General features: G+C 64.9%; 26 protein-coding genes. 18 read left to right on the top strand and 8 right to left on the bottom strand.

Annotated features, from left to right (window positions below):
• Positions 1 to 156: 156 nt before the first annotated feature.
• From FBZ93_RS04570 to FBZ93_RS04545, 6 genes are all read left to right on the top strand, one after another.
• Positions 157 to 2,286: an acetate--CoA ligase family protein gene (locus tag FBZ93_RS04570; RefSeq protein ID WP_146984800.1), complete on the top strand. Its 2,130-nt coding sequence runs from the start codon at positions 157 to 159 to the stop codon at positions 2,284 to 2,286.
• A gap of 285 nt (positions 2,287 to 2,571) precedes the next feature.
• A complete protein-coding gene (locus FBZ93_RS04565) occupies positions 2,572 to 3,369 on the top strand; it encodes a sterol desaturase family protein (RefSeq protein WP_146984799.1) in 798 nt (265 codons plus the stop codon).
• Positions 3,356 to 3,730 carry a hypothetical protein gene (locus FBZ93_RS04560; protein WP_146984798.1) on the top strand — a complete coding sequence of 125 codons (375 nt, stop codon included), beginning with the start codon at positions 3,356 to 3,358 and terminating at the stop codon, positions 3,728 to 3,730. The genes FBZ93_RS04565 and FBZ93_RS04560 overlap by 14 nt, the downstream gene beginning before the upstream one ends.
• Before the next feature lie 13 nt (positions 3,731 to 3,743).
• Positions 3,744 to 3,941, top strand: a complete 198-nt coding sequence (locus tag FBZ93_RS04555) for a hypothetical protein (RefSeq protein WP_146984797.1) — start codon at positions 3,744 to 3,746, stop codon at positions 3,939 to 3,941.
• Between the two features lie 40 nt (positions 3,942 to 3,981).
• Complete coding sequence (locus FBZ93_RS04550; RefSeq protein WP_167528926.1) at positions 3,982 to 4,290, top strand: DUF6166 domain-containing protein; 309 nt, start codon at positions 3,982 to 3,984, stop codon at positions 4,288 to 4,290.
• A 33-nt stretch (positions 4,291 to 4,323) separates the two neighbouring features.
• Positions 4,324 to 5,433: a Zn-dependent alcohol dehydrogenase gene (locus FBZ93_RS04545; protein WP_146984795.1), complete on the top strand. Its 1,110-nt coding sequence runs from the start codon at positions 4,324 to 4,326 to the stop codon at positions 5,431 to 5,433.
• A gap of 4 nt (positions 5,434 to 5,437) precedes the next feature.
• Here the strand turns inward: FBZ93_RS04545 and FBZ93_RS04540 are convergent, their stop codons facing one another.
• Both FBZ93_RS04540 and FBZ93_RS04535 read right to left on the bottom strand, forming a co-directional pair.
• Positions 5,438 to 6,193, bottom strand: coding sequence for a GntR family transcriptional regulator (locus FBZ93_RS04540; RefSeq protein WP_146984794.1), 756 nt, complete (start codon positions 6,191 to 6,193; stop codon positions 5,438 to 5,440).
• Positions 6,194 to 6,309: 116 nt separating this feature from the next.
• Complete coding sequence (locus FBZ93_RS04535; protein ID WP_146984793.1) at positions 6,310 to 7,722, bottom strand: MFS transporter; 1,413 nt, start codon at positions 7,720 to 7,722, stop codon at positions 6,310 to 6,312.
• Between the two features lie 380 nt (positions 7,723 to 8,102).
• Here FBZ93_RS04535 and FBZ93_RS04530 point away from each other — a divergent pair, with 380 nt between their 5' ends.
• The 4 genes from FBZ93_RS04530 (at position 8,103) to FBZ93_RS04515 (ending at position 11,266) form a co-directional block, all read left to right on the top strand.
• Entirely contained in the window at positions 8,103 to 8,510 is a 408-nt protein-coding gene (locus FBZ93_RS04530) for a hypothetical protein (RefSeq protein ID WP_146984792.1), read from the top strand.
• A 108-nt stretch (positions 8,511 to 8,618) separates the two neighbouring features.
• On the top strand, positions 8,619 to 9,401 hold the full coding sequence (locus tag FBZ93_RS04525; RefSeq protein ID WP_146984791.1) for an NYN domain-containing protein: 783 nt from the start codon (positions 8,619 to 8,621) through the stop codon (positions 9,399 to 9,401).
• Between the two features lie 214 nt (positions 9,402 to 9,615).
• Positions 9,616 to 10,005 carry a DUF1236 domain-containing protein gene (locus tag FBZ93_RS04520; protein ID WP_146984790.1) on the top strand — a complete coding sequence of 130 codons (390 nt, stop codon included), beginning with the start codon at positions 9,616 to 9,618 and terminating at the stop codon, positions 10,003 to 10,005.
• 199 nt (positions 10,006 to 10,204) lie between these two features.
• Positions 10,205 to 11,266 carry a ketopantoate reductase family protein gene (locus tag FBZ93_RS04515; RefSeq protein WP_146984789.1) on the top strand — a complete coding sequence of 354 codons (1,062 nt, stop codon included), beginning with the start codon at positions 10,205 to 10,207 and terminating at the stop codon, positions 11,264 to 11,266.
• 124 nt (positions 11,267 to 11,390) lie between these two features.
• Here the strand turns inward: FBZ93_RS04515 and FBZ93_RS04510 are convergent, their stop codons facing one another.
• Together FBZ93_RS04510 and FBZ93_RS04505 are read right to left on the bottom strand one after the other, a co-directional pair.
• Positions 11,391 to 11,993, bottom strand: a complete 603-nt coding sequence (locus tag FBZ93_RS04510; protein WP_146984788.1) for a thiamine pyrophosphate-dependent enzyme — start codon at positions 11,991 to 11,993, stop codon at positions 11,391 to 11,393.
• An 8-nt stretch (positions 11,994 to 12,001) separates the two neighbouring features.
• Positions 12,002 to 12,553: a thiamine pyrophosphate-binding protein gene (locus FBZ93_RS04505; protein ID WP_146984787.1), complete on the bottom strand. Its 552-nt coding sequence runs from the start codon at positions 12,551 to 12,553 to the stop codon at positions 12,002 to 12,004.
• Between the two features lie 187 nt (positions 12,554 to 12,740).
• Here FBZ93_RS04505 and FBZ93_RS04500 point away from each other — a divergent pair, with 187 nt between their 5' ends.
• The 4 genes from FBZ93_RS04500 to FBZ93_RS04480 all read left to right on the top strand — a co-directional run bounded on the left by FBZ93_RS04500 (position 12,741) and on the right by FBZ93_RS04480 (position 16,787).
• Positions 12,741 to 13,706 (top strand): Bug family tripartite tricarboxylate transporter substrate binding protein, encoded by a 966-nt coding sequence (locus FBZ93_RS04500; protein ID WP_146984786.1) that lies wholly within the window; start codon positions 12,741 to 12,743, stop codon positions 13,704 to 13,706.
• A gap of 2 nt (positions 13,707 to 13,708) precedes the next feature.
• Positions 13,709 to 14,605, top strand: coding sequence for an amidohydrolase family protein (locus FBZ93_RS04495; protein WP_146984785.1), 897 nt, complete (start codon positions 13,709 to 13,711; stop codon positions 14,603 to 14,605).
• A 15-nt stretch (positions 14,606 to 14,620) separates the two neighbouring features.
• Complete coding sequence (locus FBZ93_RS04490) at positions 14,621 to 15,670, top strand: hydroxyacid dehydrogenase (RefSeq protein WP_146984784.1); 1,050 nt, start codon at positions 14,621 to 14,623, stop codon at positions 15,668 to 15,670.
• Positions 15,671 to 16,571: 901 nt separating this feature from the next.
• Positions 16,572 to 16,787 carry a hypothetical protein gene (locus FBZ93_RS04480; RefSeq protein ID WP_146984783.1) on the top strand — a complete coding sequence of 72 codons (216 nt, stop codon included), beginning with the start codon at positions 16,572 to 16,574 and terminating at the stop codon, positions 16,785 to 16,787.
• A gap of 90 nt (positions 16,788 to 16,877) precedes the next feature.
• Here FBZ93_RS04480 and ilvD read toward each other — a convergent pair whose 3' ends face one another.
• From ilvD to FBZ93_RS04465, 3 genes are all read right to left on the bottom strand, one after another.
• Positions 16,878 to 18,722, bottom strand: coding sequence for a dihydroxy-acid dehydratase (gene ilvD / locus FBZ93_RS04475; RefSeq protein WP_146984782.1), 1,845 nt, complete (start codon positions 18,720 to 18,722; stop codon positions 16,878 to 16,880).
• A 197-nt stretch (positions 18,723 to 18,919) separates the two neighbouring features.
• The gene (locus FBZ93_RS04470) at positions 18,920 to 19,813 is read right to left on the bottom strand and encodes an MBL fold metallo-hydrolase (RefSeq protein WP_146984781.1); all 894 of its coding nucleotides are present in this window, start codon (positions 19,811 to 19,813) and stop codon (positions 18,920 to 18,922) included.
• Between the two features lie 7 nt (positions 19,814 to 19,820).
• Positions 19,821 to 21,032, bottom strand: coding sequence for an ABC transporter substrate-binding protein (locus FBZ93_RS04465; RefSeq protein WP_146984780.1), 1,212 nt, complete (start codon positions 21,030 to 21,032; stop codon positions 19,821 to 19,823).
• A 151-nt stretch (positions 21,033 to 21,183) separates the two neighbouring features.
• Here FBZ93_RS04465 and FBZ93_RS04460 point away from each other — a divergent pair, with 151 nt between their 5' ends.
• The 3 genes from FBZ93_RS04460 to FBZ93_RS04450 are packed head-to-tail and all read left to right on the top strand — an operon-like array spanning position 21,184 to position 23,276.
• Positions 21,184 to 21,885, top strand: coding sequence for a TetR/AcrR family transcriptional regulator (locus FBZ93_RS04460; RefSeq protein WP_146984779.1), 702 nt, complete (start codon positions 21,184 to 21,186; stop codon positions 21,883 to 21,885).
• Entirely contained in the window at positions 21,863 to 22,420 is a 558-nt protein-coding gene (locus FBZ93_RS04455; RefSeq protein ID WP_146984778.1) for a carboxymuconolactone decarboxylase family protein, read from the top strand. Before FBZ93_RS04460 ends, FBZ93_RS04455 begins: the two co-directional genes overlap by 23 nt.
• 4 nt (positions 22,421 to 22,424) lie before the next feature.
• The gene (locus tag FBZ93_RS04450; RefSeq protein ID WP_146984777.1) at positions 22,425 to 23,276 is read left to right on the top strand and encodes an SDR family NAD(P)-dependent oxidoreductase; all 852 of its coding nucleotides are present in this window, start codon (positions 22,425 to 22,427) and stop codon (positions 23,274 to 23,276) included.
• A 211-nt stretch (positions 23,277 to 23,487) separates the two neighbouring features.
• On the opposite strand, the gene FBZ93_RS04445 is transcribed toward FBZ93_RS04450, so the two are convergent.
• Complete coding sequence (locus FBZ93_RS04445; RefSeq protein ID WP_146984776.1) at positions 23,488 to 24,483, bottom strand: LysR family transcriptional regulator; 996 nt, start codon at positions 24,481 to 24,483, stop codon at positions 23,488 to 23,490.
• A gap of 154 nt (positions 24,484 to 24,637) precedes the next feature.
• Between FBZ93_RS04445 and FBZ93_RS04440 the strand changes: the two genes are divergently transcribed.
• The gene (locus tag FBZ93_RS04440) at positions 24,638 to 25,600 is read left to right on the top strand and encodes an ABC transporter permease (RefSeq protein ID WP_146984775.1); all 963 of its coding nucleotides are present in this window, start codon (positions 24,638 to 24,640) and stop codon (positions 25,598 to 25,600) included.
• The last annotated feature ends 35 nt before the right edge of the window (positions 25,601 to 25,635 follow it).

Raw genomic sequence — 25,635 nt, 5'->3', positions numbered from 1 at the left:
TCTTCTTAGCAGAAGAAATTACCCTAGATTTTTGGCATGCCAAATACCAGAATGTCAAGCTGCCCTTATTTTTCGGACTTTTTGATCGTCGGCCGACCTTGACAATTACGTTTTTGGCATACCAAATGCCACGAAATCTGTCCCAGGAGGAAGCCAATGTCAAATTCTAAGGATGCGGTCCGCAAAATTCTCGATGCGGTCAGGGCCGACAAGCGTACGAGCCTCACCGCGCCCGAGGGCAAGGTGGTTTGCGACGCCTACGGCATTCCGGTGCCGAAGGAGGGCGTTGCCAAGTCGGCGGCCGAGGCCGCCCGGATCGCCTCCGACATGGGCTTCCCGGTCGTGATGAAGATCGTCTCGCCCGATATCCTGCATAAGACCGAGGCCGGCGGCGTCGTGGTCGGCGTCAAGAGCGCCGCGGACGCCGAGAAGAGCTACGAGACGATTCTCGCCAACGCCAAGAAGTACAAGGCCGATGCCAAGATCGAGGGCATCCAGGTCCAGCAGATGCTGGGCGGTGGCACCGAAGTGATCGTCGGCTCGATCACCGACGGCTCGTTCGGCAAGCTGGTCGCCTTCGGCCTCGGCGGCGTGCTGGTCGAAATCCTCAAGGACATCACCTTCCGCCTCGCGCCCGCGACCAAGGAAGATGCGCTGTCGATGCTCGACGGCATCCAGGCCCATGAGATGCTGAAGGGCGTGCGCGGCGGCGACCCCGTCAATCGCGAGGCGCTCGCCGACGTCATCGTCAAGGTGTCGCAGCTGGTCAGCGACTTCCCGGAGATCGTCGAGCTCGACCTCAACCCGGTGTTCGCCACCAGCAAGAATGCGATCGCCGCCGACGTCCGCATCGTCGTCGACTTCAACTACAAGCCGCGCCCGGCGCCGCGTCCGACCGAAGAGATCGTCGCCGCGATGAGCCGCATCATGCAGCCGAAGGGTGTTGCCGTGATCGGCGCCTCCGCCGAGGACGGCAAGATCGGCAACTCGGTGATGAAGAACCTCATCAACGGCGGCTACAAGGGCGAGATCTATCCGATCCATCCGAAGGCGGAAGAGATTTTGGGCTACAAGGCCTACAAGAGCGTCAAGGACGTGCCCGGCGTGATCGACACGGCGGTGTTCGCGATCCCCGCAAAATTCGTTGCCGGTGCGCTCGCCGAATGCGGCGAGAAGAAAATCCCCGGCGCAGTGCTGATTCCCTCGGGCTTTGCCGAAGCCGGTGCGCCGGATTTGCAGGCCGAGATCGTCGAGGTCGGCAAGAAGTACAATATCCGCCTGATGGGGCCGAACATCTACGGCTTCTACTACACGCCGGCCAATCTCTGCGCCACGTTCTGCACCGCCTATGACGTCAAGGGCCACGCGGCGCTGTCGTCGCAGTCGGGCGGCATCGGCATGGCGATCATCGGCTTCTCGCGCTCGGCCAAGATGGGCGTGTCGGCGATCGTCGGTCTCGGCAACAAATCCGACATCGACGAGGACGATCTGCTCGCCTTCTTCGAGCAGGATCCCAACACCAATTTGATCGCGCAGCACTGCGAGGACTTGAAGGACGGCCGTGCCTTCGCGGAGGCCGCCAAGCGCGTCTCCAAGAAGAAGCCGGTGGTCGTGCTCAAGGCCGGCCGCACGTCTGCGGGTGCGAAGGCGGCGTCGTCGCATACCGGCGCGCTTGCCGGCAACGACAAGATCTACGAGGACGTGTTCAAGCAGTCCGGCGTGATCCGCGCGCGCTCGCTCCGGCAGCTGCTCGAGTTCGCCCGCGGCGTGCCGGTACTGCCGACGCCGAAGGGCGAGAACGTGCTGATCATCACCGGTGCCGGCGGCTCCGGCGTGCTGCTCTCCGACTCCGTCGTCGACAACGGCCTGTCGCTGATGCAGATGCCGCCGGACCTCGATGCGGCGTTCCGCAAGTTCATCCCGCCGTTCGGCGCAGCAGGAAATCCTGTGGATATCACCGGCGGCGAGCCGCCGATCACCTACGTCAACACCGTGAAGCTCGGCCTGTCGGACGAGCGCATCCACGCGCTGATCCTCGGTTACTGGCACACCATCGTGACGCCGCCGATGGTGTTCGCCCGCAACATGGTCGAGGTGAAGAAGGAGATGGAGGCCAAGGGCTTCGTCAAGCCGATCGTCGCCTCGCTCGCCGGCGACGTCGAGGTCGAGGAGGCTGCCGAGTACCTGTATCAGAACGGCATTCCGGCCTACGCCTATTCGACCGAATTGCCGGTCGAGGTGCTGGGCGCCAAGTACAAATGGGCACGCGGCGCGGGCCTGCTCTGATCGTCTGATCAGTCGAAGACCAGAGGCCGCCTCGGACATCGTCCGGGGCGGCTTTTTTATGAGATCGTCCTGGTCTGCGCCTGCCGGCGAGCTGGCCGGCAAGGGGCGCAATCAACCCGATCGTTCGAAACCAGCCGGAAATCGTCCCGAGCCTTCCTGCTCCGTCTTGCGCGGGTTCCGCCTGCCATCCCTCTTTTTCGGTCGCGTGCGGCCCACCAAGGCGGCTTGCCTTTGGCGTCTGATGTGCTACTGATATGTCAGATGAGGCGATGGGAGGAAGCTGCGATGGAGTTGGCTGCAACAGGGATGACCGACCGCCAGCGCAAGTATCGCGCGACCTACCGCGAGCGCGTGGTGGGCTGGTACAATGGCTGGCTCCACGTCGTGCTGATCTACACGATCGGCTTCACGGCGCTGTACGTCTACCTGGCCAACGTGCACGATGTGAAATGGTGGGAATACCTCACCATTCCCGTGGTCTTCCTGATCGCGAACTTCTTCGAATGGGCGGTGCATCGCTTCGTCATGCACCGGCCCTCGAACGTGCCCCTGCTGCGCGCGATCTACAGCCGCCACACGCTGATGCACCATCAGTTCTTCACCGAGGAGGAGATGCGCTTTGCCGATCATCACGATTGGCGCGTCACCTTCTTTCCGCCGTATGCGCTCGTGGTGTTCACGCTGATGTCGATCCCGCCGGCGATCGTCGCAGGCCTGGTGATCTCGGCCAATACCGGCTGGCTGCTGATCACCACGACCACGTCGATGTACCTGATCTACGAATTCATGCATTTCTGCTGTCACGTCGAGGAAAATGCCTTCGTGCGCAACATGCCGTTCGTCAACACCATCCGCCGGCATCATACCGCCCATCACAACCAGTCGATCATGATGGAGCGGAACATGAACCTGACCTTCCCGGTGATGGACTACGTGTTCGGCACCTCCGATCTCAATCGCGGCCTGCTTGGCCACATCTTCAACGGCTACAACACGCGCTATGTGAAGACCGATATGCGACGGACGGCGCGGACGCCGCGGGTCGTGGTGAAGGAGCAATCGGTGCCGCATGCCGCAGCTTGAACCCAATCTCGCCGGCCTGGCCTGGTTCGGCCTGCTGTGGAGCGTGTGCTGCATCGGCTTCCTCCAACTGGCCGGGATGTATCCGCTGCGCGGACGCGCCGTTCTGCCGGTAACGATGACCACCGCATTGTGGGTGATGTTGTTCGCCGGCACGCTGGCCTTCGCGTTGGTCGAACTGCGCTGGACCACCATCATTGTGGTGGGCGGTGTGCTGTTCCTGTTCCTGCCCGGGCTGTTTCAGGCGCTGCCGGAATGGTGGCGCGACGGACGCGCGGGACTGCGGTTGTCCTGTTGCGCCATGATCGCGGCGCTGGCGCTGCTGGTCGGCGTGGCCGCACCATCATTCCACATGTGGACCTGAAGGGGAGGTCTCGATGCCAAGCCACATCAAGCTCATGCTGTCGCTGGCGTGCCTTGCCACGGCGGCCTGCGGATACTTCTTCATGGTCTATCTCGGACAGCAGGGGCCGAGCTACGCAGTCGCCTTCCTCGGCGTATTCGCCACGGTCGCGATGTGGATCTTCCCCGAGGTCGTCAAGAAGGACCTCAAGATGCGTCCCCCAAGATCCTGACAGAGATCCTGATATGACGCTTCAGCACAGGGAGACTCCGATGGCGAGCTATGCCGGGGACCGCACCATCGACGGCATTTCCGTGCTGGTCGACGGCGAGCCGCTGTCACCACATTACGACCAGCTTCGTCTCACCGAGCACGGATTTGAATGGAGCTACGAGGGGCCCGAGCCGGCACAACTGGCCTTCGCGCTGCTCTATGATCATCTGCACGACGCGGCCGCCGCGAAGGCGCTGCACGAGAGCTTCATGCGGCGCATCGTCGCCAATTTCGGCAATGAATGGGAGCTTTCGTCGGCCGATCTCGACGAGGCGGTCGCGGCGCTGCGGTCCGGACCAACGGCCTAACCCACGCTGATTGCTCCGCGAGAGAATTTTGACATGACCCTCATTTGTCGTGCGGCGGTGCTGCATCAAAGCGGAACGCCGCTCTCCGTCGAGCGCGTTTCGCTGGCACCACCGATGCCGACCGACGTCGTGGTGAAGGTGCGGGCCGCGGGGCTCTGCCATACCGATCTGGAGGTGATCGACGGATCGCTACGTTATCCCTTGCCGATGATCCTCGGGCACGAGGCGGCCGGCGTGGTCGAGGAGGTCGGCAGCGCGGTGCGGGACGTCAGCGCCGGCGACCACGTGATCCTGTCATGGAATCCGCATTGCGGGCACTGCTTTCACTGCGACCGCGGGCAGCCGATCCTGTGCGAGACCTATCTCGCCAAAGGCGCGGAAGGCGTGCATTTCGACGGCGCGTCGAAGGCGCAGCTCGCGGGCGGCAAGAGTCTGGCGCATCTGATGTTCCTTGGAGCGTTCTCGGAATATGTCGTGCTGCCGGCGCAGCAGGCAATCGTCGTGCCCAAGGAGATTCCGTTCGATCGTGCCTGCCTGATCGGCTGCGGTGTCATGACCGGCGTCGGCGCGGCGCTGAACGTCGCCGCCATCGGCCACGGCGACACCGTGATGGTCACGGGCTGCGGCGCGGTCGGGCTGGCCGCGGTGCAGGGCGCCCGGCTCGCCGGGGCCGGAGCGATCATCGCGGTCGACCTCGACGATGCAAAGCTTGCGCTGGCGCGGAACCTCGGCGCGACGCTCACCGTCAATGCAGCGCACAGCGACCCGGTCCAGTTCGCCAGGGAGGTGACCAGCGGCCGGGGGGCCGACGTCATCCTCGAAGCGGCCGGCCATCCGCTGGCGTTCCGGCAGACCGCGGAGGCGGTGCGGCCGGGCGGTGAGGTGATCTGGCTCGGCAAGATCGACGTCACGCAAGACGTGAGCTTCCGCTGGGGCGCGTTGATGGGCGAGAAGCGATTTCGTCGCTCGAGCTATGGCGGCGCGCGCCCGCGGCGTGACTTTCCCTGGCTGGCGCAGGCCTATCTCGATGGCAGGCTCAAGCTCGACGAACTGATCACCGGTCGCTGCACGCTCGACGGCATCAATGACGGCTTCGAGGCGTTGCGGCGCGGAAGGTCGATCCGCACGGTCGTCGAGCTATGAAGGCCTACAGCGTCGAACGCGCGAAACTCTCGATGTAATCGATCAGGCTGTCGGAGGCAGCGCCCGCGGCGTCGGTGCGGCGTTCGGCGATGGCCTCGGCGACGTCGGCATGCAGCCGCGCCGCGAGCGGCAGATCGGCTGCTTCCTTGTAATGCTGGTACCAGAATCGGCGCGACAGACCGTGCATCAGGCCCATGGCGCGCGAGGCGAACTCGTTGCGTGACGCTGTGGAGATCAGCGTGTTGAACTGGTGATCGAGCCGCATGAACAGCAGATCGTCGGATTTTTCCGCCGCGCGCCGCATGCCTGCGGCGATTTCGGAGAACTGCGCACGCTGCTCGCTGGTGGCGCGCTCGGCGGCGCCGCGCGCCATCAGCCGTTCCAGCTCGCGCCGCACTTCGAGCAGGCGGAGCTGGGCGCGAAGGTCGATCTCGGACACCAGCACGCCGCGGCGAGCCAGGATGTTGACGAGGCCGTCGCGCGACAGCCGCTGCAGCGCCTCTCGGATCGGGGTCCGGCCGATGTCGAGCCGCTTGGCGAGCACGAGTTCGGAGAGCGCGGTGCCGGGCGGCAGTTGCAGCGTCACGATCAGCTCTTCCAGCTCGGCATAGGCGCGATCGGTGAGGGTGACGTCGCCTTGCGGGAGAAGGGCCTGCGCGGCAGAGCGCGGCTTGCCGCCGGCGGACGATTGCCGCGCCGGCCGACGGCTTCCTGCTGCGCGGGCGCGCACCGTGCTTGATCGTTTGCTCGAATCTGCCATCGGGATCTTGCGTGCTGCTGTACAGCAGATATCTCACACGCCCCGATGGCACTGACAAGGCCACTCGATCGGCGTTACACCGAATCCGGCCGCGTGCAGCGAACAGCAGCGCATCATCAGTGCGAAATGCTTTCCAGGGTCCGGCCGCGGGTTTCCTCGCCGAGCAACAGCACGGCCAGCGCCGCCACCACGAACGCGCCGGCGCCCAGTGCGAACACACCGCTCTGTCCCGCCGCGGGCAGGATCACGCCGATCACATATGGACCGATCAGCGAACCGATTCGGCCGACCGCGGAGGCAAATCCGGTTCCGGTCGCCCGGACATGGGTCGGGTACAATTCAGGCGTATAGGCGTAGAGCGCCGACCACATGCCGAACAGGAAGAATTGCATGCAGAGGCCGGCAATGATGAGCTGGGTCTGGTCCGCCGCCGAGCCGTAGAAATGGCAGGCGATTGCGCCGCAGAGCAGGTTCATCACCAGCGTCGCCTTGCGGCCCCAGGATTCGACGAGCCACGCCGAGACCAGGAAGCCGGGGATGCCCGCGAGCGAGATCATGATGGTGTAGAACACCGACTTGGTGATCGGGAATCCCTTTGCCTGCAGCAGCGCGCCGAGCCACGTGGTCAGACCGTAGAAGCCGAGCAGCGCGAAGAACCACAAGGTCCACAACATTGTGGTCCGCCTGGCGTAGATGCCTGAGAACAGCGTCCTCAGCCCGGTCGTTTCGGACGCGGGAGCGGCGGCTTGGCGCACGACCGGCGGCAGGTCCTTGCTGCCCATGCGATCACGCACCCTGCTTTCGATGTCGCGCACGGTCGCTTCGGCCCGCTCGGAATAGCCGTGGGAGGCGAGCCAGCGCGGCGATTCCGGAACATAGCGCCGTACCACAAGTACGAAGACGGCCGGGATCGCCTGCAGGATGAAGACCCAGCGCCAGTCGGCGGCCTGCAGCACGAAGTAGGTCAACAGGCCCGACGCGATGAAGCCGAGCGGCCAAAACCCTTCAAGGAACGCGATGTAGCGGCCCCGGTTGCTGGCCGGCATGATTTCCGAGACCATCGATTGCGCGACGGGAAACTCCATGCCCATGCCGAAGCCGAGCAGCAGGCGGGACGCGCCGAGCGCGGTCGCCGTCGTCGAGAGACCGCAGCACAGGCTGCCCAATCCCCAGAAGATCATGCTGACCTGGAAGACGCGGGCGCGGCCGAAGCGGTCGGCCAGCAGGCCGGCGGACGCGGCGCCCGCGAACATGCCGAGGAAGCTCATGCTGGACAGCAGCCCGGCTTCCGCCGTCGACAGGCCGAAGGTCTGGCGGATCGAGCCGAGCACGAAAGTGAGCGCGGCCAGGTCCATGCTGTCGAAGAGCCATGCGGTTGCGATGATCCCGAAGATCCAGCGCTGATAGGAGGTCAGCGGCAGGCGTTCGAGGCGTGCCGCGATGTCGGCGACCTGCTGCGCCTGCGCGGTGCGCGCGACGGCGGCCGGAGCCCGGCTTCCGGCCGATGCGGTGACGTCGGAAATGGTCATTGCTGTCCTCCCCAAGTGGACTTGCCCAAGTGGACGTGGCCGGGCTCTTGTCGGCCCATTTCATAAAATGTCACACAAATAGCAGTGATATGTCAATTGGAGATCACGAGCGGATTGGCGGCGCGAACCCGCCGGCGGCGCCCGACGGGGCTGGGGACAAATCGGCGCGGAGCGGGGGTGCTCTGTGATCGGACCGCGGTTCGATGCCGCTTCGGACAGGTTCCGAAGCGACATCAAGACCCGGTTAACGGCGTCCGAGAAATCGGGGGCTAACGGATAATCCGGCTTTAATGGGGAGCCGACTAAACGTCTCTTGGTTGCAGCGTGCCGGATGCCTGGAAGCGTCCGATATTGCGTCCGGAGGAGGCGTATTCCCCATCATGTCAATTCAGGTCGATTCGGATTTTGCGAGCGACGATCGCGCCAGGGCGCAGATCGGCGCGGCGGTGAGCTATTTGCTCAGGGACGTGACCGGCGTCGCGCGTGAGCACGCCGTCGAGACGATTGTCGAGATGGTGCGCGAGATCGCGAGCCGGCCGGCCGGTGCCGAAATGGCAACGCTTCAGCCGCTGATGAGCGGCGTCGCCTACCGGGACTTTGTCATCGATGCCTACCGCCGCGATGTCGATCGCTGGCGCGCGACCATCCGCCGCTCGAACGGCAAGAAGATCCGGATCGCCTCGCCGCCGTCGGTGCGCGACGAGGCCACGACCACAGCGGATGCGATCACCGCCGAGAAGGCCATCGAGTTCGCCAGGCGCGCGATCGACCTCGGCGAGGTGATCTGAGCCGCACGACCGGCCACTGCCGTGACGGCGAACCGGCGGCCGCTTGGTCTATGCCTGGGACGCGCGATGTGCGAATCTTGATCCATCGCGTCCCAGCTGAGAAATGCCATGCCGTCCGAACTTCGCTCGCCCCGTCTCGCCGTCCTGATCGACGCCGACAATGCATCCGCAAAGATCGCCGACGGGCTGTTCGAGGAGATCGCCAAGATCGGCGAGGCCAGCGTGCGCCGCATCTATGGCGACTTCTCCAACCCGAGGTCCAAGGGCTGGGCCGACATCCTGTCCAAGCACGCCATCATCCCGCAGCAGCAATTCGCCTACACCACCGGCAAGAATGCATCCGACATCACCCTCGTGATCGACGCGATGGACCTGCTGCACAGCGGCCGGTTCGATGGCTTCTGCCTGGTGTCGTCGGACAGCGATTTCACCCGGCTTGCCGCGCGCATCCGCGAGCACGGCATCGATGTGTTTGGGTTCGGCGAGCAGAAGACGCCGGAAAGTTTCCGGCAGGCCTGCCGCAGGTTCGTCTATACCGAGAATTTGCGCGGCGGTGCGGCCAGCAACCAGGACTCGGCCGCGCGTGCTCAGCCATTGCAGCCGCCCGAGACCGCGACGCCGATCATCAAGAAGGTGCTCGGCCAGATCGCCAGTGAAGATGGCTGGGTGACGCTTGGCGAGGTCGGACGCCAGCTTGCCAATGTCGCATCGGATTTCGATCAACGGACTTACGGCTTCCGCACCCTCGGCGAACTGGTGCGCAGGACCAACGCCTTCGAGATCGATCATCCGAAGGGTGGCGCGATGCGGATCCGCATCAAGCCGGTGGCTACACCGGCGCCGAGACCGCGAACGTCAAGACGACGCACCGAACAGAAGCCGCCGCAGTGAAGGACGCGCACTGCGGACTGCACTGAACCGTCTCTGAACCTGAACCAATGATGAATGCCGATTGCGACATGCTCGAAGCAGCATTCTCATTTGCGCCGGAACCACAGGTGGTTGCTGCGGAACCAGAATTTACGCGCAAGTTGCCGCGCTGGAACTGGAACGTCTCATTCGCTCCGATGTTGAGATGCGTCGATCAACTCGGAGGAGGAGAATGATGAACAAGCGTTTTGCCGTTTCCCTTGTCGTTGCTGCGTCGCTGCTCGCGTCCGGTTCGGCCTTCGCGCAGTCCACGACTGCTGCGGGCGCCGCGAACGGTGCGCGGACCGGCGGCGAGATCGCGGGCCCGCTGGGCGAGATCGTCGGCGGTACGGTTGGTGCTGCGGTCGGCGCCGGCCTCGAGATTCCGAATGCGGTGATCTCCTCGATCCCGCGCAACGAGCCGTCGGTCGTGGTGCGCGAACGCGTCGTGGTCGGTGAGCCGCTGCCCGACACCGTCGTGCTCCGCCCGGTGCCGCGCTACACCGAGTATCGCTATGCGGTCGTCAATGATCGCCGTGTGATCGTTGACGCGCGCACCCACCGGATCGTCAAGATCATCGACTGATTGCGCCTGGCTTCATCTGACTGCGGACATCCTCGCGGGCAGCTCGCCCGCGGGGATTTTTTTCGGCCCCATGAATACTGGCATGGCACAGGCCCGTTTTTTCATGAAGCGACCGGTTGGCCTGACCGCCTGATCCCCTAGACTGGTCGGCAACGGACGCAGCAAGCGTCTGCTTCGGACAAGATCAGGGGATGGAAACATGGGTCGGAAGATCGCGATCGTCGGCGCGGGTGCGGTCGGCGGCTATGCCGGTGCGCATATGGCGCAGGCGGGTGAGGACGTCACCTTCATCGATCCCTGGCCCGAGCATGTCGAGCACATGCGCAAGCACGGACTGCGCGTCACCCACGCGATGGATGTTGCCGAGTTCTCGGTGCCGGTGCGTGCGCTTGATATCACCGACGCGCAGCAGCTCGCCAAGGAGAAGCCGGTCGACATCGCCTTCGTCTGCATGAAGTCCTACGACACGGCCTGGGCCACCATGCTGATCCGGCAATATCTGGCGGCGGACGGCTATGTCGTGTCGCTGCAGAACTGCATGAACGAGGAGACGATCGCCGGCGTCGTCGGCTGGGGCAAGACGCTCGGCTGCATCGCGAGCAGCATCACCGTCAATCTGCCCGGGCCCGGCCATATCCACCGCGGCGCCGGCAAGGGCGGCGCAGCGCATACCGTGTTTCGCGCCGGCGAGGTGCATGGCCGCATCACCGCGCGGGCGGAGGAGGTGTGCCGGCTGGTCGCTCATTCCGACAGCGCCAAGGTCACCTCAAATCTCTGGGGCGAGCGCTGGTCCAAGCTCGTCGCCAATGTGATGGGCAAAGGGCTCTCGGCCTGCACGGGTCTGGCGGGCGGCGAGGTGCTGCAGAGCGAACCGCTGCGCCGGTTCTCGACGCGGCTCGGCAGCGAGGCGATCCGCGTTGGCCAGGCGCATGGCTATCAGCTGGAAGAGATCCTGCATCTGCCGCCCGAGACCATCGCCCGCGCCGGCGAGGGCGACGAGGCCGCGACCCGTGCCTGCGACGAGCAGCGCTTCAAGGATGCCAAGCGCACCTCGTCCGCGCAGCGACCCTCGATGGGCCAGGACATGCAGAAGGGCCGCCGCACCGAGATCGAATTCCTCAACGGTTTTGTGGTGCGCGAGGGCGAGAAGCTCGGCATGTCATGCGCGGCCAACGCCGCGCTGACCGACATCGTCAAGCGCGTCGAACGCGGCGAGCTGAAGCCGGATCCGCGGCACATTACCGAATTGCGGATGAATTGAGCATCCATTGCCGTCATTGCGAGTGAAGCGAAGCAGTCCATCTCTCCGGATGCGTAGAAAGATGGATTGCTTGGTCGCTTCGCTCCTCGCAATGACGGGGCGTAGGCTGCGAGCTCTTCCTCGGCTACAAAGGCTGCCTCACTCCCATCCCATGCATGAACCGTTCGCGGATCTGCACGGGGTCGCGGCGGGTGGTTCCGGTGCCGGGCTTGTCGTCGATGCGGACGCCGATCAGCGTGGGCCCTGCAGCCTGCTTCGACTGCGCGATCAGTCGCTCGAAATCGTCCTCGTCGGCGGCCCATGAGCTGTTGGCGAGGCCGCTGGCGATCGCGACTGCGACGAGATCGGTATGGCCCGCGGCAGGCGTCGGCTGGCTTCCGGTGATCTGGTAGATGCCGTTGTCCATCACCACCATCGTCAGGTTTTTCGGCGCCAGCGTCGCGATGGTCGAGAGGCAGCCGAGTTGCATCAGCAGCGAGCCGTCGCCTTCGAGCGCGAACACGCGCCGTTTCGGCTGCGCGAGGGCAACGCCGAGTGCGATCGGAAACGCCAGCCCCATGCTGCCCAGCATGTAAAAATTCTCGGGGCGGTGGCCGGCGGCCCAGAGATCGAAATTGGTGTTGCCGATGCCGCCGATCACGGCCTCGTCCTTCAATCCGGCGACGAGGCGCTGGGTCAGATCGAAGCGGTTCATCACCTTGGTGTTGCGCGCGGGGGTGTTGGTCATGGCTGATCTCACTTGTCGAAGGTCTTGCCGCCGGTCAACAGCGGCGAGAGGATCAGCGCCACCGGCGCCTGGGTGGTGACGGCCTGCTTGATCGAGCGGTCGGCGATGAATTCGAGCTCGTCGAGTCTTGTGATGGTGTGGTGCTCCATCGCCAGCGAATCCAGCACCGGGCGCATGGTGCGGCAGACCAGCGCCTGGCCGTAGTTGAACTCGCCGAGCGTGCCGCGCTCCGAGACGAACATGATCAGCGGGATCTGATAGGGCACCGCGAGCGAGGCCAGCACGTTGGCGAGCGTGGCAAAGCCCGAGGTCTGCATCAGCACCGCGCCGCGCATGCCGGCCATCCAGGCGCCGGAGACGATGCCGACGGCCTCTTCCTCGCGCGCGGCCGGAAATGTCGTGAAATAGGGATCGGCGTGCAGGTCCTTGATCAGCGTGGTCAGCACCCGGTCGGGCACATAGGGCACCAGCTTGATCTCGTTCCGCTTCAGCGTCTGCAGCACGATGCCGTGCCAGGTGGTCGCCGTCTTCTGGGACGAGGCTTGTTCCGCGGCCGCCATCCTGTCCTCCCTGCTCGTGCGACGCTGATGTTCGCTTGCGGATCGAAACTTGACGCGGTGCCTGTGATTGTCAACATGCCGCGGCCGCAACGTGATCTGCGCAATTCGGCCATCGCTGAGTCGAACCGGCGTGCGATACAGACGGTAACGACAAAGGGACGGAACGATCAAGGGACGGGAGGCGTCGATGGCCGGATGGGTCTGGCGGACCGCCATTGTGGCAGCGGCCATGGTTGCGGCCGGCTTCGCGTCCGCGCAGCCATACCCGGCCAAGGCCGTTCACATCCTCGTTCCATATCCGTCCGGCGGAGGCGTCGACGTGCTGACGCGCACGCTGGCCGAAGCCGTATCGAAAACCTGGACGCAATCGATCGTCGTCGAGAACCGTCCCGGCGCCGGCGGGGTGATCGCCTCGCAGGCGATCGCAAGCTCCGCGCCTGATGGCTACAATCTGATCATGGTGGCGAGCGGGCACGCCACCAATCCGTTCCTTTATCCAAAGCTGCCCTACGACACCTTCAAGGATTTCTCGCCGATCTCGCTGTTGGCGTCGTCGCCGAACGTGCTGCTGGTGCGGGCGGACTCCCCGTTCAAGTCGGTCAGCGACGTCATCGCCGCGGCGAAGGCGAAGCCCGGCAGCCTGTCATTCGCCCATGCCGGCAACGGCACCTCGACCCATCTCGCCGGCGAGCTGCTGAACTATCTCGCAAAAATCGAGATCAATGCGATCCCCTACAAGGGCGGCGCGCCCGCGATCAACGATCTGATCGGTGGACAAATTCCGATGTCGTTCAACAACGGGCCGGAATCGGTCGGGCAGTTGCAGGCCGGCACCGTTCGCGCGCTGGCGGTGACGACGGCCTCGCGCGCGCCGTTCCTGCCTGACGTGCCCAGCATGTCGGAGACCGTGCCGGGCTACGACACCGAGGTGTGGTGGGGCCTGCTCGGTCCCGGTAACATGCCGCCCGATCTCGTTGCGAAGATCTCGCACGATTTCGTCGCGGCGGTGAACACCGATGCCGTGAAGGAGCGGCTCGGCAAGCTCGGTGCGATCTCGATCGGGAGCACGCCGGACAAGTTCGCTGCCAAGATCAAGGCCGACTACGACAAATGGGGGCCGATCATCAAGGCCGCCGGCATGAAGGCGGAATAGCGATGGCCGCATCAGAGATTCCCGCCTGCCTGCCGCCGCGACCCGTCACGCCGCCGCGCGAGAAGCTGCCGGCGAAGGCCTGCGATACGCATGCGCATGTGTTCGGCCCGGCCGACCGCTTCCCCTATGCCAATGATCGCAGCTACACGCCGCCCGACGCGCCGCTTAAGACCTATCTCGGCATGCTCGACGCGCTTGGATTTGCCCGCGGCGTGCTGGTGCAGGGCAGTGCGCATGGCCGCGACAATTCGGCGATGCTGGATGCCTTGCAGCGCGAGCCGGCGCGGCTGCGCGGCGTCGCGGTGGCCGATGCCGACGTGGCGGTGGGCACGCTGCGGCAATGGCATGTGCTCGGCGTGCGCGCGTTGCGCTTCAATCATTTCTTCCGCGGTGGCCAGTTGCACTACCGCGGCGGCATCCCGCTCGGCGTCGCCGAGACCCATGCGGCCGTGATGGCTGAGCTCGGCTGGCACCTGCAGCTCTGGATCGACGTGAAGGATCTGCCCGACACGATCCCGACGCTGAAGGCGCTGGGGCTGCCGGTGGTGGTCGATCACATGGGGCGCACCGATGCTGCCGCCGGCATCAACACCGCCGGCTTTCAGAGCCTGCTGCGTGCGGTCGGCGAGGGCTGGTGCTGGGCCAAGCTGTCAGGCGCCCATCGCCTCAGCCAGCGCGCGCCGGATTATCCGGATGCGCGGCCGTTCCACGAGGCGCTGGTATCCGCCAATCCGGAGCGGCTGGTGTGGGGCGGCGACTGGCCGCATCCGCGGGTCGAGGGCGAAATGCCCGATGCCGGCCATCTTCTGACGCTGTTCCAGGCGTGGACGCCGGACGCCGCGACCCGGCACCGCATCCTCGTCGACAATCCCGCAAAACTCTATGGCTTCCCAAACTGAAAGCTGCCCGAAGATATGACCGTCAACAACAAGCGCGTGTTCTACGTCAAATACCTCGCCCACGAGATCTATGTCGATATCCTGAAGAAGCGGCCGGATGTCCGGCTCGACCGTCTGGAGAACGAGACGCCGGAGGCGCAATTCGCCCCCGTGCTGGCGGATGCGCATGCCTACCAGATCGGCGCCGCCCGCGATGAGCTGGCGCCGCATTTCCATGCCCATGCCGAGCTGTTGAAGCGCGCGCCGAACCTTCTGATCGTGTCCTCGAACGGCGCCGGCTTCGATCCCGTCGACGTCGAGGCCTGCACCGCGGCGGGGGTGCTGGTCGTCAACCAGTCCGGCGGCAATGCCAATTCGGTCGCCGAGCACGCGCTCGGCATGATGCTGACGCTGTCGAAGCGGATCATCCAGTCCGACCGCCGGCTGCGGCGCGAGGCCAATGTCAACCGCAACGATCTGATCGGCAACGAGCTGAAGGAGAAGACCGTCGGCATCGTCGGTCTCGGCAATGTCGGCCGCCGCATCGCCGAGCTGTGCAAGGGCCTCTTGCACATGAAGGTGATTGCCTACGATCCGTATCTGGCGGCAGACGAGATGGCGAAGCGGGGCGGCGAGAAGGTCGAGCTCGACGATCTCCTGCGCCGGGCGGATTTCGTCTCGATCTCCTGTCCGCTGGACAGCAAGAGCCGGGGCATGATCGGCGCGCGCGAATTCGCGCTGATGCAGCCGCACGCTTACTTCGTCACGACCGCGCGCGGCTTCATCCATGATGAGAAGGCGCTCGAGGAGGCGCTGCGTGAAAAACGCATCGCCGGCGCCGGCCTCGACGTCTGGGCCAAGGAGCCGCCGCCGCCGGATCATCCGCTGCTGCAGTTCGACAACGTGCTGGCGAGCCCGCACACCGCCGGCGTCACCCGCGAAGCGCGCATCAACATGGGCCGGATCGCCGCTGAACAGATCCTCGATGCGCTCGACGGCAAGCGCCCGCCGCGCGTCATCAATCCCGAGGTCTGGCCGGTCTATGCGAAGCGGTTCGAGAAGGCGTTCGGGTTTATGCCCGGCTAGGTGGCGCTGATACTGGCACGCACTGCCTGATCTTGTCAGGGGAGCACGCTCGTGGGCACCCTCTCCCCTTGCGGGAGAGGGTGGGGAGAGGGGTGGCCCCGGGCGAGACAACCGACGAAGGCACGATCATCGCAATTCGGACCCTGCGTCGTCCGAACGCAGAGTGAGAGAGCACCCGTGTGGTACCCCTCTCCCTAACCCTCCCCCGCAAGGGGGGAGGGAACCCTGCCGTTGGTGCGTCCCTCACTCGCGAGGGGTGCCGCGGCTGCGCGCGCGGCCAAAATATCGAAAACAACCCCATGCAAAGGAGCCGGCGGCTGCCGGCGTTCGACCAGGCGACTTGACGCGTCGGGCAACTCAGGGGTACATTTCTAATATTCCGAAATCGTGCAAACGCCCCCCTTGTGGGACCCTTGCGGGGGGAGGGTTACCGCGAGGGGAAGGAAACCCTTGCGCCGGTGCGTCGCTTACGCAGATGGCGAGCCGTGCGCGGGTGTGTGGGCCCAAAAACGCCGGAGAATATCTCCTTCGCCGGAGCCTCGATCGAGGCAACAAACCCACTGCCAAAGCGCCGCCTCGCGAAGCGTCCGTTGTTATTTTCCCTGAGATATCGACGACTTAGCCCCAAATCGCCATTTTCCCGATGTGCCCGACCATACCGGGCATGGAAGGAAGATGTGTCATGCGACAGGTCCAGTCATTGCTCCGCAACGCGCCCGCCAAGATCGGCCGCCGCATTGCGCAGATCGTCGCGATCGCTGCCGCCAGCCTGCCCCAGGCCGGCGCCTAGCTTTCCCCGCTGCGAACGGTCGCACGCGTCCTTCCGAATTAACTCACCCCCATTTCGCGTTAGTGCTAACGTGGTACTCCCGGGCTCTGCCGGTCCTGCAGGGAGGGTTCCATGTCACGCTTCGTCGTTCATTTCATGAAGGACGTGCTCGGCGGCAATGGCCGCGAGCGCGAGGTCTGCCAGGGCGCGCTCGAGATCGACGCGATGAGCGAAGGCCAGGCCACCGAGATGGCCAAGGTCAAATTCTGTCAGGAACAATCGCTGTGCGACTGGTCACTGCACGCCGACCGCATCCGGATCGAAGCGGCCGACTTGCACGTGAACTGACGCATCGCGCGCGCAGCCGGACACGATTGGCATCGAAAATCACCTCTCCCTTGGGAGAGGTAGGGGACGCTGCGGACATCGTCGCGCGTATCACTCCGGCAGGATGCGCACGGCTCCCTTCGCCGCGCTGCTGGCGAACGCCGCATAGGCTTTCAGCGCGGTCGAGACCGCGCGCTTGCGCGGCGCTGCCGGCTTCCACGCCGCGTTGCCCTTGGCTTCCATCGCCGCACGCCGCCGTTTCAACTCGGCATCGTCGACCTTGAGGTTGACCTTGCGGTTCGGGATGTCGAACTCGATGATGTCGCCTTCCTCGACCAGGCCGATCAGGCCGCCTTCGGCGGCTTCCGGCGAGACGTGGCCGATCGACAGGCCCGACGATCCGCCGGAGAAGCGGCCGTCGGTGATCAGCGCGCAGGCCTTTCCGAGCCCCTTCGACTTCAGATAGCTGGTCGGATAGAGCATCTCCTGCATGCCCGGGCCGCCGCGCGGACCTTCATAGCGGATCAGCACGACATCGCCGGCCTTCACCTTGTTGGTGAGGATGGCGTCGACCGATGCGTCCTGGCTTTCGAAAATGCGGGCGGGACCCGAAAACTTCAGGATGCTCTGATCGACGCCGGCGGTCTTCACGATGCAGCCGTCTTCCGCAAGATTGCCGAACAGCACGGCGAGCCCGCCGTCCTTGGAATAGGCATGCGCGGCGCCGCGGATGACGCCCTTTTCGCGGTCGAGATCGACCTCGTCGAAGCGACGGTCCTGGCTGAAGGCTTCCTGGGTCGGCACGCCGCCGGGGGCTGCGCGATAGAAATTGCGCACCTTGTCGCTCGTGGTCCGCACCACGTCCCAGCGGTTCAGCGCGTCGTCGAGCGTCGAGGCGTGCACGGTCGGGCCGTCGGTCGTGAGCAGCTTGGCGCGGTCGAGCTCGCCGAGGATCGCCATGATGCCGCCGGCGTGATGCACGTCCTCCATGTGGACGTCCTGCACCGAAGGTGCGACCTTGCACAGCACCGGCACCTTGCGCGACAGACGGTCGATGTCGGCCATCGTGAACGGCACCTCGCCCTCGCGCGCGGCGGCGAGCAGATGCAGCACGGTGTTGGTCGAGCCGCCCATCGCGATGTCGAGCGTCATCGCGTTCTCGAACGACTTGAAGTTCGCGATGTTGCGCGGCAGCACCTTGGCGTCGTCCTGCTCGTAATAGCGGCGGGCGAGATCGACGATCAAATGGCCGGCCTCGACGAACAGGCTCTTGCGGTCGGCATGGGTCGCCAGCACCGAGCCGTTGCCGGGCAGCGCGAGGCCGAGCGCCTCGGTCAGGCAGTTCATCGAATTCGCGGTGAACATGCCCGAGCAGGAGCCGCAGGTCGGGCAGGCCGAGCGCTCGATCACCTCGACCTCGTCGTCTGACACATTGGAGTCGGCGGCGGCGACCATCGCGTCGATCAGGTCGACCGCGCGCTTCTTGCCCTTGAGCAGGATCTTGCCCGATTCCATCGGGCCGCCCGAGACGAACACGGTCGGGATGTTGAGGCGCAGCGTCGCCATCAGCATGCCGGGCGTGATCTTGTCGCAGTTGGAGATGCAGACCATCGCGTCGGCGCAATGCGCGTTGACCATGTATTCGACGCTGTCGGCGATCAGCTCGCGCGAGGGCAGGCTGTAGAGCATGCCGTCATGGCCCATCGCGATGCCGTCGTCGACCGCGATGGTGTTGAACTCTTTTGCCACCCCGCCGGCCTTCTCGATCTCGCGTGCGACCAGCTGGCCCAGGTTCTGGAGATGGACGTGGCCGGGCACGAACTGGGTGAAGGAATTGACCACCGCGATGATCGGCTTGCCGAAGTCCTCGTTCTTCATGCCGGTGGCGCGCCAGAGGCCGCGAGCACCCGCCATGTTGCGGCCGTGGGTGGTGGTGCGGGAGCGATAGGCGGGCATCATAAATCCTTGGGCTAAGGTCATTTTTTAAGGGAGATGGCAGCCCTTATGCCTGCCCGTCGATGCGGATTCAAGCGCGGAACCGCATGGCTGGATCGCGCTATTTGACTTCGATCCCGGCCGCGCTGGCGAGGGCGAACGGAAGACGGGGCGTCGCTGGTTTCGCGGAGCCCTCCTGGCCCGATCTTCTCAGACGCTCAATCCTCGAACCTGAACCTGAACGCGTCGCCATGCCGGACCACGCGGCCTGCCGTCGGGGCAGGGAAGTGCCCTGTCAGCAAATAGCTCGGTGTATCGGCCAACTGCGCCAGCAGCGTCACGCGGGTGGCGAGCGCTGCCGCGGGATCGACGTCGGCGGCATTGGATAGCCAAGGCTCCGCGCACTGGATCGGATGATGGATCACATCGCCCGACATCACGGCATGAGCGCCGCCGCCGTCGAGATGGATCTGCATGTTGCCGGCGGTGTGGCCCGGCGCCGGCGCAAAGCGCAAGCCCGCATCGCGATCGTCGAACAACAGATGATTGGTCTCGACGAATTCGGCCTGTCCGGCCGCGACGACCGGTAGCACGGAGTCCTCGAACGAGCCGTGATTGACCGGTGCCGACGGGCTCGCGCGGTGCGCGGCCTCCCAGTGCCGGAACTCGGCGCGTCCCATCAGATAGCGCGCCTTCGGAAAGGTCGGCACCCAGCGCCCGTTGAGCAGCCGCGTGTTCCAGCCGACGTGGTCAACATGGAGATGCGTGCACATCACGAAGTCGACCTGCTCGGGTTGCACGCCCAGCGCGGCCATGTTTTCCAGATAGGGCTGGTTGAGATTGTCCCACACCGGCACGCGCGGACGTGGCTTGTGATTGCCGCAGCAGGTATCGACGACAGCGGTCCAGCGCGGCGTACGCACCAGATAGGAGTGGTGGCTCAGGATGAAGCGGCCGGTCTCCGGCTCGATATAGCGGTGATCGAGCCAGCTTCGGTTCGCGGCGATGACCTCGTCGGTGACGTTGGCGAACAGCCATGTCTTTTCGAAGGCGAGCGCGGGGATTTCGACCAGCCGATCGATCCGCATGCTGCCGATGGTGATCTGGCGCATGCCGTGCTCAGTTCTTGATGAGGTCGCCGAACGGCACCCAGCGCGTGCCATCGTAGCGGATCAGTTGCAGGCTGGTCATCGGCGTATAGTGCTCCGGCGAATTGCTGACCGCCGTGCCGTTGATCAGCATCGGCAGATGCAGATCCCTCATGCTGGTCGCCTGCTTCATCACATTGGCGCGGGTCAGGTCGTTGCCGGAGGCCTTCAGCACCGCGACCAGCGTCTGTGCGATGGTGTAGCCGTAGACATTGAGCCAGTCGCTCTTGTTGGCGTCGGGCAAATACTTGTCCATGAAGGCGACCCATTGCTTGTAGCCGGAATCGTCCTTCAGCGTCGGGTCGGTCGAATCCTTCAGGTACTGGCTCGAGATCACGCCGGTGGAATTGTCGCGGCCGGCGGGTTCGAGCACGCCGCTGATCGAGGCCGAGACATTGGAGATGATGGTGGTGGGCTTCCACCCGATCTCGCCGATCTTGCGGATCGCCTGCGCCGCGAATTTCGGTGTCGCCGCGACCAGCACCACGTCGGCGCCGCTGCTCTTGAGCAGCAATATCTGCGTGTCGATGGTGGGCGCTGACGTCTCATACGGCGCGCGCGCCGCGATGGCCTCGGTGCTGCCGAGGCCTTCCTCCAGCGCCTTCAGATAGTCCTTGCCGAGGTCGTCATTCTGATAGAGCACGCCGACCTTGGCGTTCGGATGGCTCGCCTTGATGTATTTGGCGTAGGCGATCGCCTCGTCGCGATAGGTCGGCTGCCAACCGACGGTCCACGGAAAATTCTTCGGATCGTCCCACTTCGCCGCACCCGAGCCGAGGAAGAGCTGCGGCACCTTCCTGTCGTTGAGATATTTGTGCACGGCGCTGTTGGTCGGCGTGCCGACGCCGCCGAAGATCAACAGCACCTCGTCGCTCTCGACCAGGCGGCGTGTCTGCTCCACCGTCTTCGGCGGGCTGTAGGCGTCGTCGGCGATCATCATCTGGATGCGCCGGCCGTTGATGCCGCCGTCGTCGTTCACCTTGCGGAAATAGGCCTCCGCCGATTTCGCGATCTGCGCGAAAGCGGAGACAGGACCGGAGAGCGGCGCAGTGGTTCCGATCTTGATCGACTTGTCATCGGTGCCTGCGTCGTATTTCGCGCTCTCGGCTCGCGCGGCACCTGCGGCGATGAGCGGCAGCAGGACAAGGGCCGCGCGCAAATGAGAGCGGACGAGGTACGCCATGACGTGATCTCCCCAGATTGCCCTCCGCCTCTTCGGGGCGGAGTTGAAACGCGAGCACTTCGCCTCGCCGGGGATCTTGACCCGCCGTCGAGCAGACGAACGATCGTTCGTACGGTTGACTAGCGAACGATCGTTCGTTAGTCAAGGCGCCATGGCGGCTTCCATATCCAGCGCGGCCGAGGCGGTCGCAACATCCACCCGTGAGCGCATCCTCAGCGAGGCGCTCTGCCTGTTCGCGCAGAGCGGCTATGGCGGGGCCTCGATGCGCGAACTCGCGCGCCGCGTCGGCATCCGCGAGAGCAGCCTCTACAATCATTTTCCCGGCAAGGCCGCGATCCTCGAAGCGATCGTCAGCGAGCACGGCCCGGCGAGTTCGGCCGACCGGCTCGAGGAGTCGCGCTACCGGCAGCTGGCACGGCGGCCGACCGCGTTCTGCCGCCAGTTCGCGCTCGATCTCGTCGAACAATGGTCCGATCCGCGCGAGCATCAGTTCCAGAAGGTCATCACCGCCGAACGCAACCGCGTGCCCGGCATTCGGGCCAAGTTCGCCGACCATTTCTATGCGCGCGAACAAAGCCTGATGACGGACTACTTCCGCGGCTTCGCGCTGGCCGGATTGATCTCGACCTCGGATCCGCGCGAGGCGGCGCGGCTGTTCGCGGCCGGCCTGATCTATGTCAGGCTCGAACATTACGTGATGGGCGCGGAGGCCTCGCCGCGACCGAAGGTGATCGAGGCGATCGACCGCTATCTCGCGTTCTTCCTGTCGCTGATTGCGGCCAGGGACGCAGATATCTCGGACAACAAACAACGAAAAAAGGGAGAGACGCGTGGCAAGGCTGCCTTTGATTGATCCGGATACCACGAGCGGCGACATCCGCGCGGCGTTCGACCGCATGCCGGTCAAGCTCAACATCTTCTGCATGATGGCCCATGCCGAGACCAATGCGATGCCCCTGATGCGGCTCGCCAACTCGATCCTGCACAAGCAGAAACTCTCCGCGGTCAATCGCGAGCTGCTGATCCTGCAGGCGGCGCAGCTCGAGGGCGGCGCCTATGAATGGCGCCAGCATGTGCCGATCGCGCTCGGCGTCGGCGTGACGCAAGCGCAGATCGATGCCGTCGAGCGCGGCCATTACGACGATGCTTCGCTGAACGCTGCCGAGCGTGCGCTGCTCGGCTTCGGCCGCGAGGTGGTCGAGAAGGTGCGGGTCGGCGATGTGGCCTTCGCAGGGGTGCGCGAGCATTTCAGCGATCAGGAGATCGTCGAGGCGATCGTCACGCTCGGCTTCTACATGATGATGGCGCGACTGACGGAAGCGACCGAGACCGATCTCGATCCGGCCGCCGGCATGGTGGTCTACGAGAGCGGCAGGAAGCGTGGGTGATCGGATGTCGGAGATCTCGCAAGACTCCAAGCCGGAGCGCTATGTCCGTCCCCTAAGCGCGGAATCGTCCGGCACGGCGCCGGGCAGGGGACGCCTCACTGGCCGCCGCATCCTGGTGGTTGGCGGCGGCCAGCGCGTGTTCGATGCCGCGACCGATCCGATCGGCAATGGCCGCGCGATGAGCCTGCTGTTCGCCCGCGAGGGCGCGCATGTCGCGGTCGCCGACCTCAACCGCGCCTCCGCCGAGGACACAGTCGCGCGCATCGCCGCTGATGGCGGTCGCGCCTTCGCGATCGCCGCCGACGTGACCAGGGAAGCCGACGTCATCAGGATGATTGATGAAGCTCATCACGCGATGGGCGGGCTCGACGGCATGGTGCTGAACATCGGCACCTTCGGCAAGACCGGGCTCGATAATGTCAGCGCCGAGGAATGGAACAAAATCTACGACGTGAACGTCCGCGGTCCGATGCTGTGCTGCCGCGCCGCTCTGCCGAAATTCGCCGATGGCGGCTCGATCGTGTTCATCTCCTCGATCGCGGCGCTGAAGGCGGGATCGCAGATGGCGGTGTATGATTCCTCCAAGGCCGCGCTCGGCGGTCTGATGCGCAACATCGCCCATACCGGCGCGCGGCGCGGCATCCGCGCCAACCTGGTCTATCCCGGCCTGGTCGATACGCCGAACGGCCGCGAGGCCGGCGCAGGCCGGCCGTCACGCGGCAAGAGCCAGGTCCCGTTCGGCCGCCAGGCGACGGCGTGGGAGATCGCCTATGCCGTGCTGTTCTTCATGTCGGATGAGAGCGTCTATGTCACCGCGCAGACGCTGGCGGTGGATAGTGGGCTGAGCGGACTTTAGCGGCGCATCCCGATGTGCTCCCTCTCCCCGTTCTTACGGGGTCGAGACAAGCGAAGCTTGCTCTTGGAGGGGTGGGGTGAGGGGCTGTCTCCGCGAATATGGCGATAGGTGCGTGCGCGGAGACTCCCCCTCACCCGCATCGCATCTTTGATGCGATGCGACCTCTCCCCGCACGCGGGGCGAGGTGAAGCGGAGGCGCGAGGCCGCGCTTCTATTCTGCGGCGATGCTGGTCGGGATCGGGATTGCCACCTTCGGGCCGGTCTTCGCCGCGCGGCGGCTCTTCTTGCTGAAGCGGCTGCCGGCCAGCAGCGCGGCGGCGGCACGCAGCTGCTCGCGCAGCCATTGATTGGTGGTGTCGCCCTCGGCGGTGGCATGCCAGTAGAGATAGTTGACGTGCGGGCTGATCGGGAACGGGCAGGGGAAGCACTGCAACAACCCGGGATCCTCCAGCACCGAGGCGGCGCTTTCCGATGCCGTCAGCAGCATGTTGCTGCGGCTCACGACATGGCAGGCGGTCGCGAAATTCTGGCAGGTCAGGCGGACGGTGCGGGTCAAGCCGAGGCGCTGCAGCTGGAAATCCTCGAACGACACGCCGCTGCGCCGCGACGTCACGCAGACATGCTCCATGCGCAGATAGGCCTTCTTGTCGAGCCGCGCGCCGAGCTCGGGATGGCCGCGCCGGGCGAACACCGCGATATGCTCGGTCAGGACCTGCTCGCGCCGCACCTCGGTCGACAGCGGCAGCAGCGTATCGATCGCAACATCGAGCGTGCCGGCGGCGAGCTCCCGCTCCAGATTGTTGCGCTCGCTGCGCACCGTGGCGATCTCGACCAGCGGCGCGACGCTGCTGATGCGGTTGATCAGCGCGCTCAGCATCGGCGCCTCGAGATTGTTGCGCAGGCCGATCACGAAGCGCTTCGGCGTCTTCGCCGGATCGAAGCGGTTGGTGTGGGTCAGCGTCGTCTCGAGGCCGTTGAGCGCCTGGCGCACCGTGGTGATGATCTGGCGCGCCAGCGGCGTCGGCGTCATCACGTGATGGCGGCGCACGAACAAGGGATCGTTGAACATCGCGCGCAGCCGGCTCAGCGCGTGGCTCACCGCGGGCTGCGTCAGGTTGAGACGGAAGCAGGCACGGCTGACGCCGCCCTCGGAATAGATCGCGTCGAACACCACGAACAGGTTCAGATCGATATCGCGCACATGCATGTAAATAATCAATCCGTATCCGTCGAATGCATTTGACGAATATGAGTTGCCACTCTTAAAGTCTCAAGCAAAATAATACCTGGAGGAAACGATGAGCGTGCAATCGCCATCGCGCGGCGTTGCTGTCCCTGCGGCATCATCTCGCTCGGGCTCAATGTTCGCAAAGCCGAGCCAGGAGCAGATCGTGCTCCTGATCACGATCGCGCTTCTGGTGGTGTTCGGCCTGACGCTGAACGGTTTTGCCACCGTCTCCAACCTGCTCAATCTGTTGCGCAGTATTTCCATCCTCGGCGTGCTCGGCCTCGGCATGGGGCTGATCGTGATCAGCCGCGGCATCGACCTCTCCGAGGTCGCGATCATGGCGGGTTCCTGGGCGATCGCGCTGATCTATATGCAGAACGGCATGCCCGTTTTCACGGCAGTGCTGCTGGCGTTGGCAATTGCGGTGCTGATCGGCGTCGTCAACGGCGTGATGGTGGCCTTCGTCGAGGCGCCGGCGCTGTTCGTGACGCTGGCCGCCGGTTTCGTGATTTACGGCCTCGCGTTCTGGATCGCGCCGGCCTGGGTGGTCTACGCGCCGAAGGATGCGCCGGGCCTGATGTATCTCGGCGCCGGACGGCTGTTCGGCGTCCCGGTTCCGATCCTGGTGTTCGCGGCCTGTGCGATCGCGATGCATCTGTTCCTATCGCGCACCTCGATCGGCCGCTTCATCTATGCGCAGGGCGACAATCCGGACGCGGCGCGGCTGACCGGCATTCCGCTGCGGCCGCTGATCGTGCTCGAGCACGTGCTGGTTGCGCTGCTCGCCTGGATTGCAGGCCTGGTCTGGGTCGGCACCACGGGCAGCATGCAGATGGCGATCACGCAGGGCACCATGATCTTCGACGTCGTCCTCGTCGTCGTGATCGGCGGCATCAGCCTGATCGGCGGCCGCGGCAGCGTGTTCAGCGTCGTGGTCGGCTGCGTCCTGATCGGCACGCTGCTCAACGCCTTCACGATCATGGACGTCAACAGCGAGGTGCAGAACATCATCAAGGGCGTGGTGCTGCTGGCCGCGATCGTGCTCGACAACTGGCTGCATCCCCGCGACGAGGAGACCGCGCGGCAAGGGGACTGAAACAAGGCGACTGATGCGAGTGTCCCCAGCGCCAA

This window comes from Bradyrhizobium macuxiense, from assembly GCF_007993935.1.
Taxonomy (GTDB): domain Bacteria; phylum Pseudomonadota; class Alphaproteobacteria; order Rhizobiales; family Xanthobacteraceae; genus Bradyrhizobium; species Bradyrhizobium macuxiense_A.
This window is presented reverse-complemented; position numbering and strand designations above follow the sequence as displayed.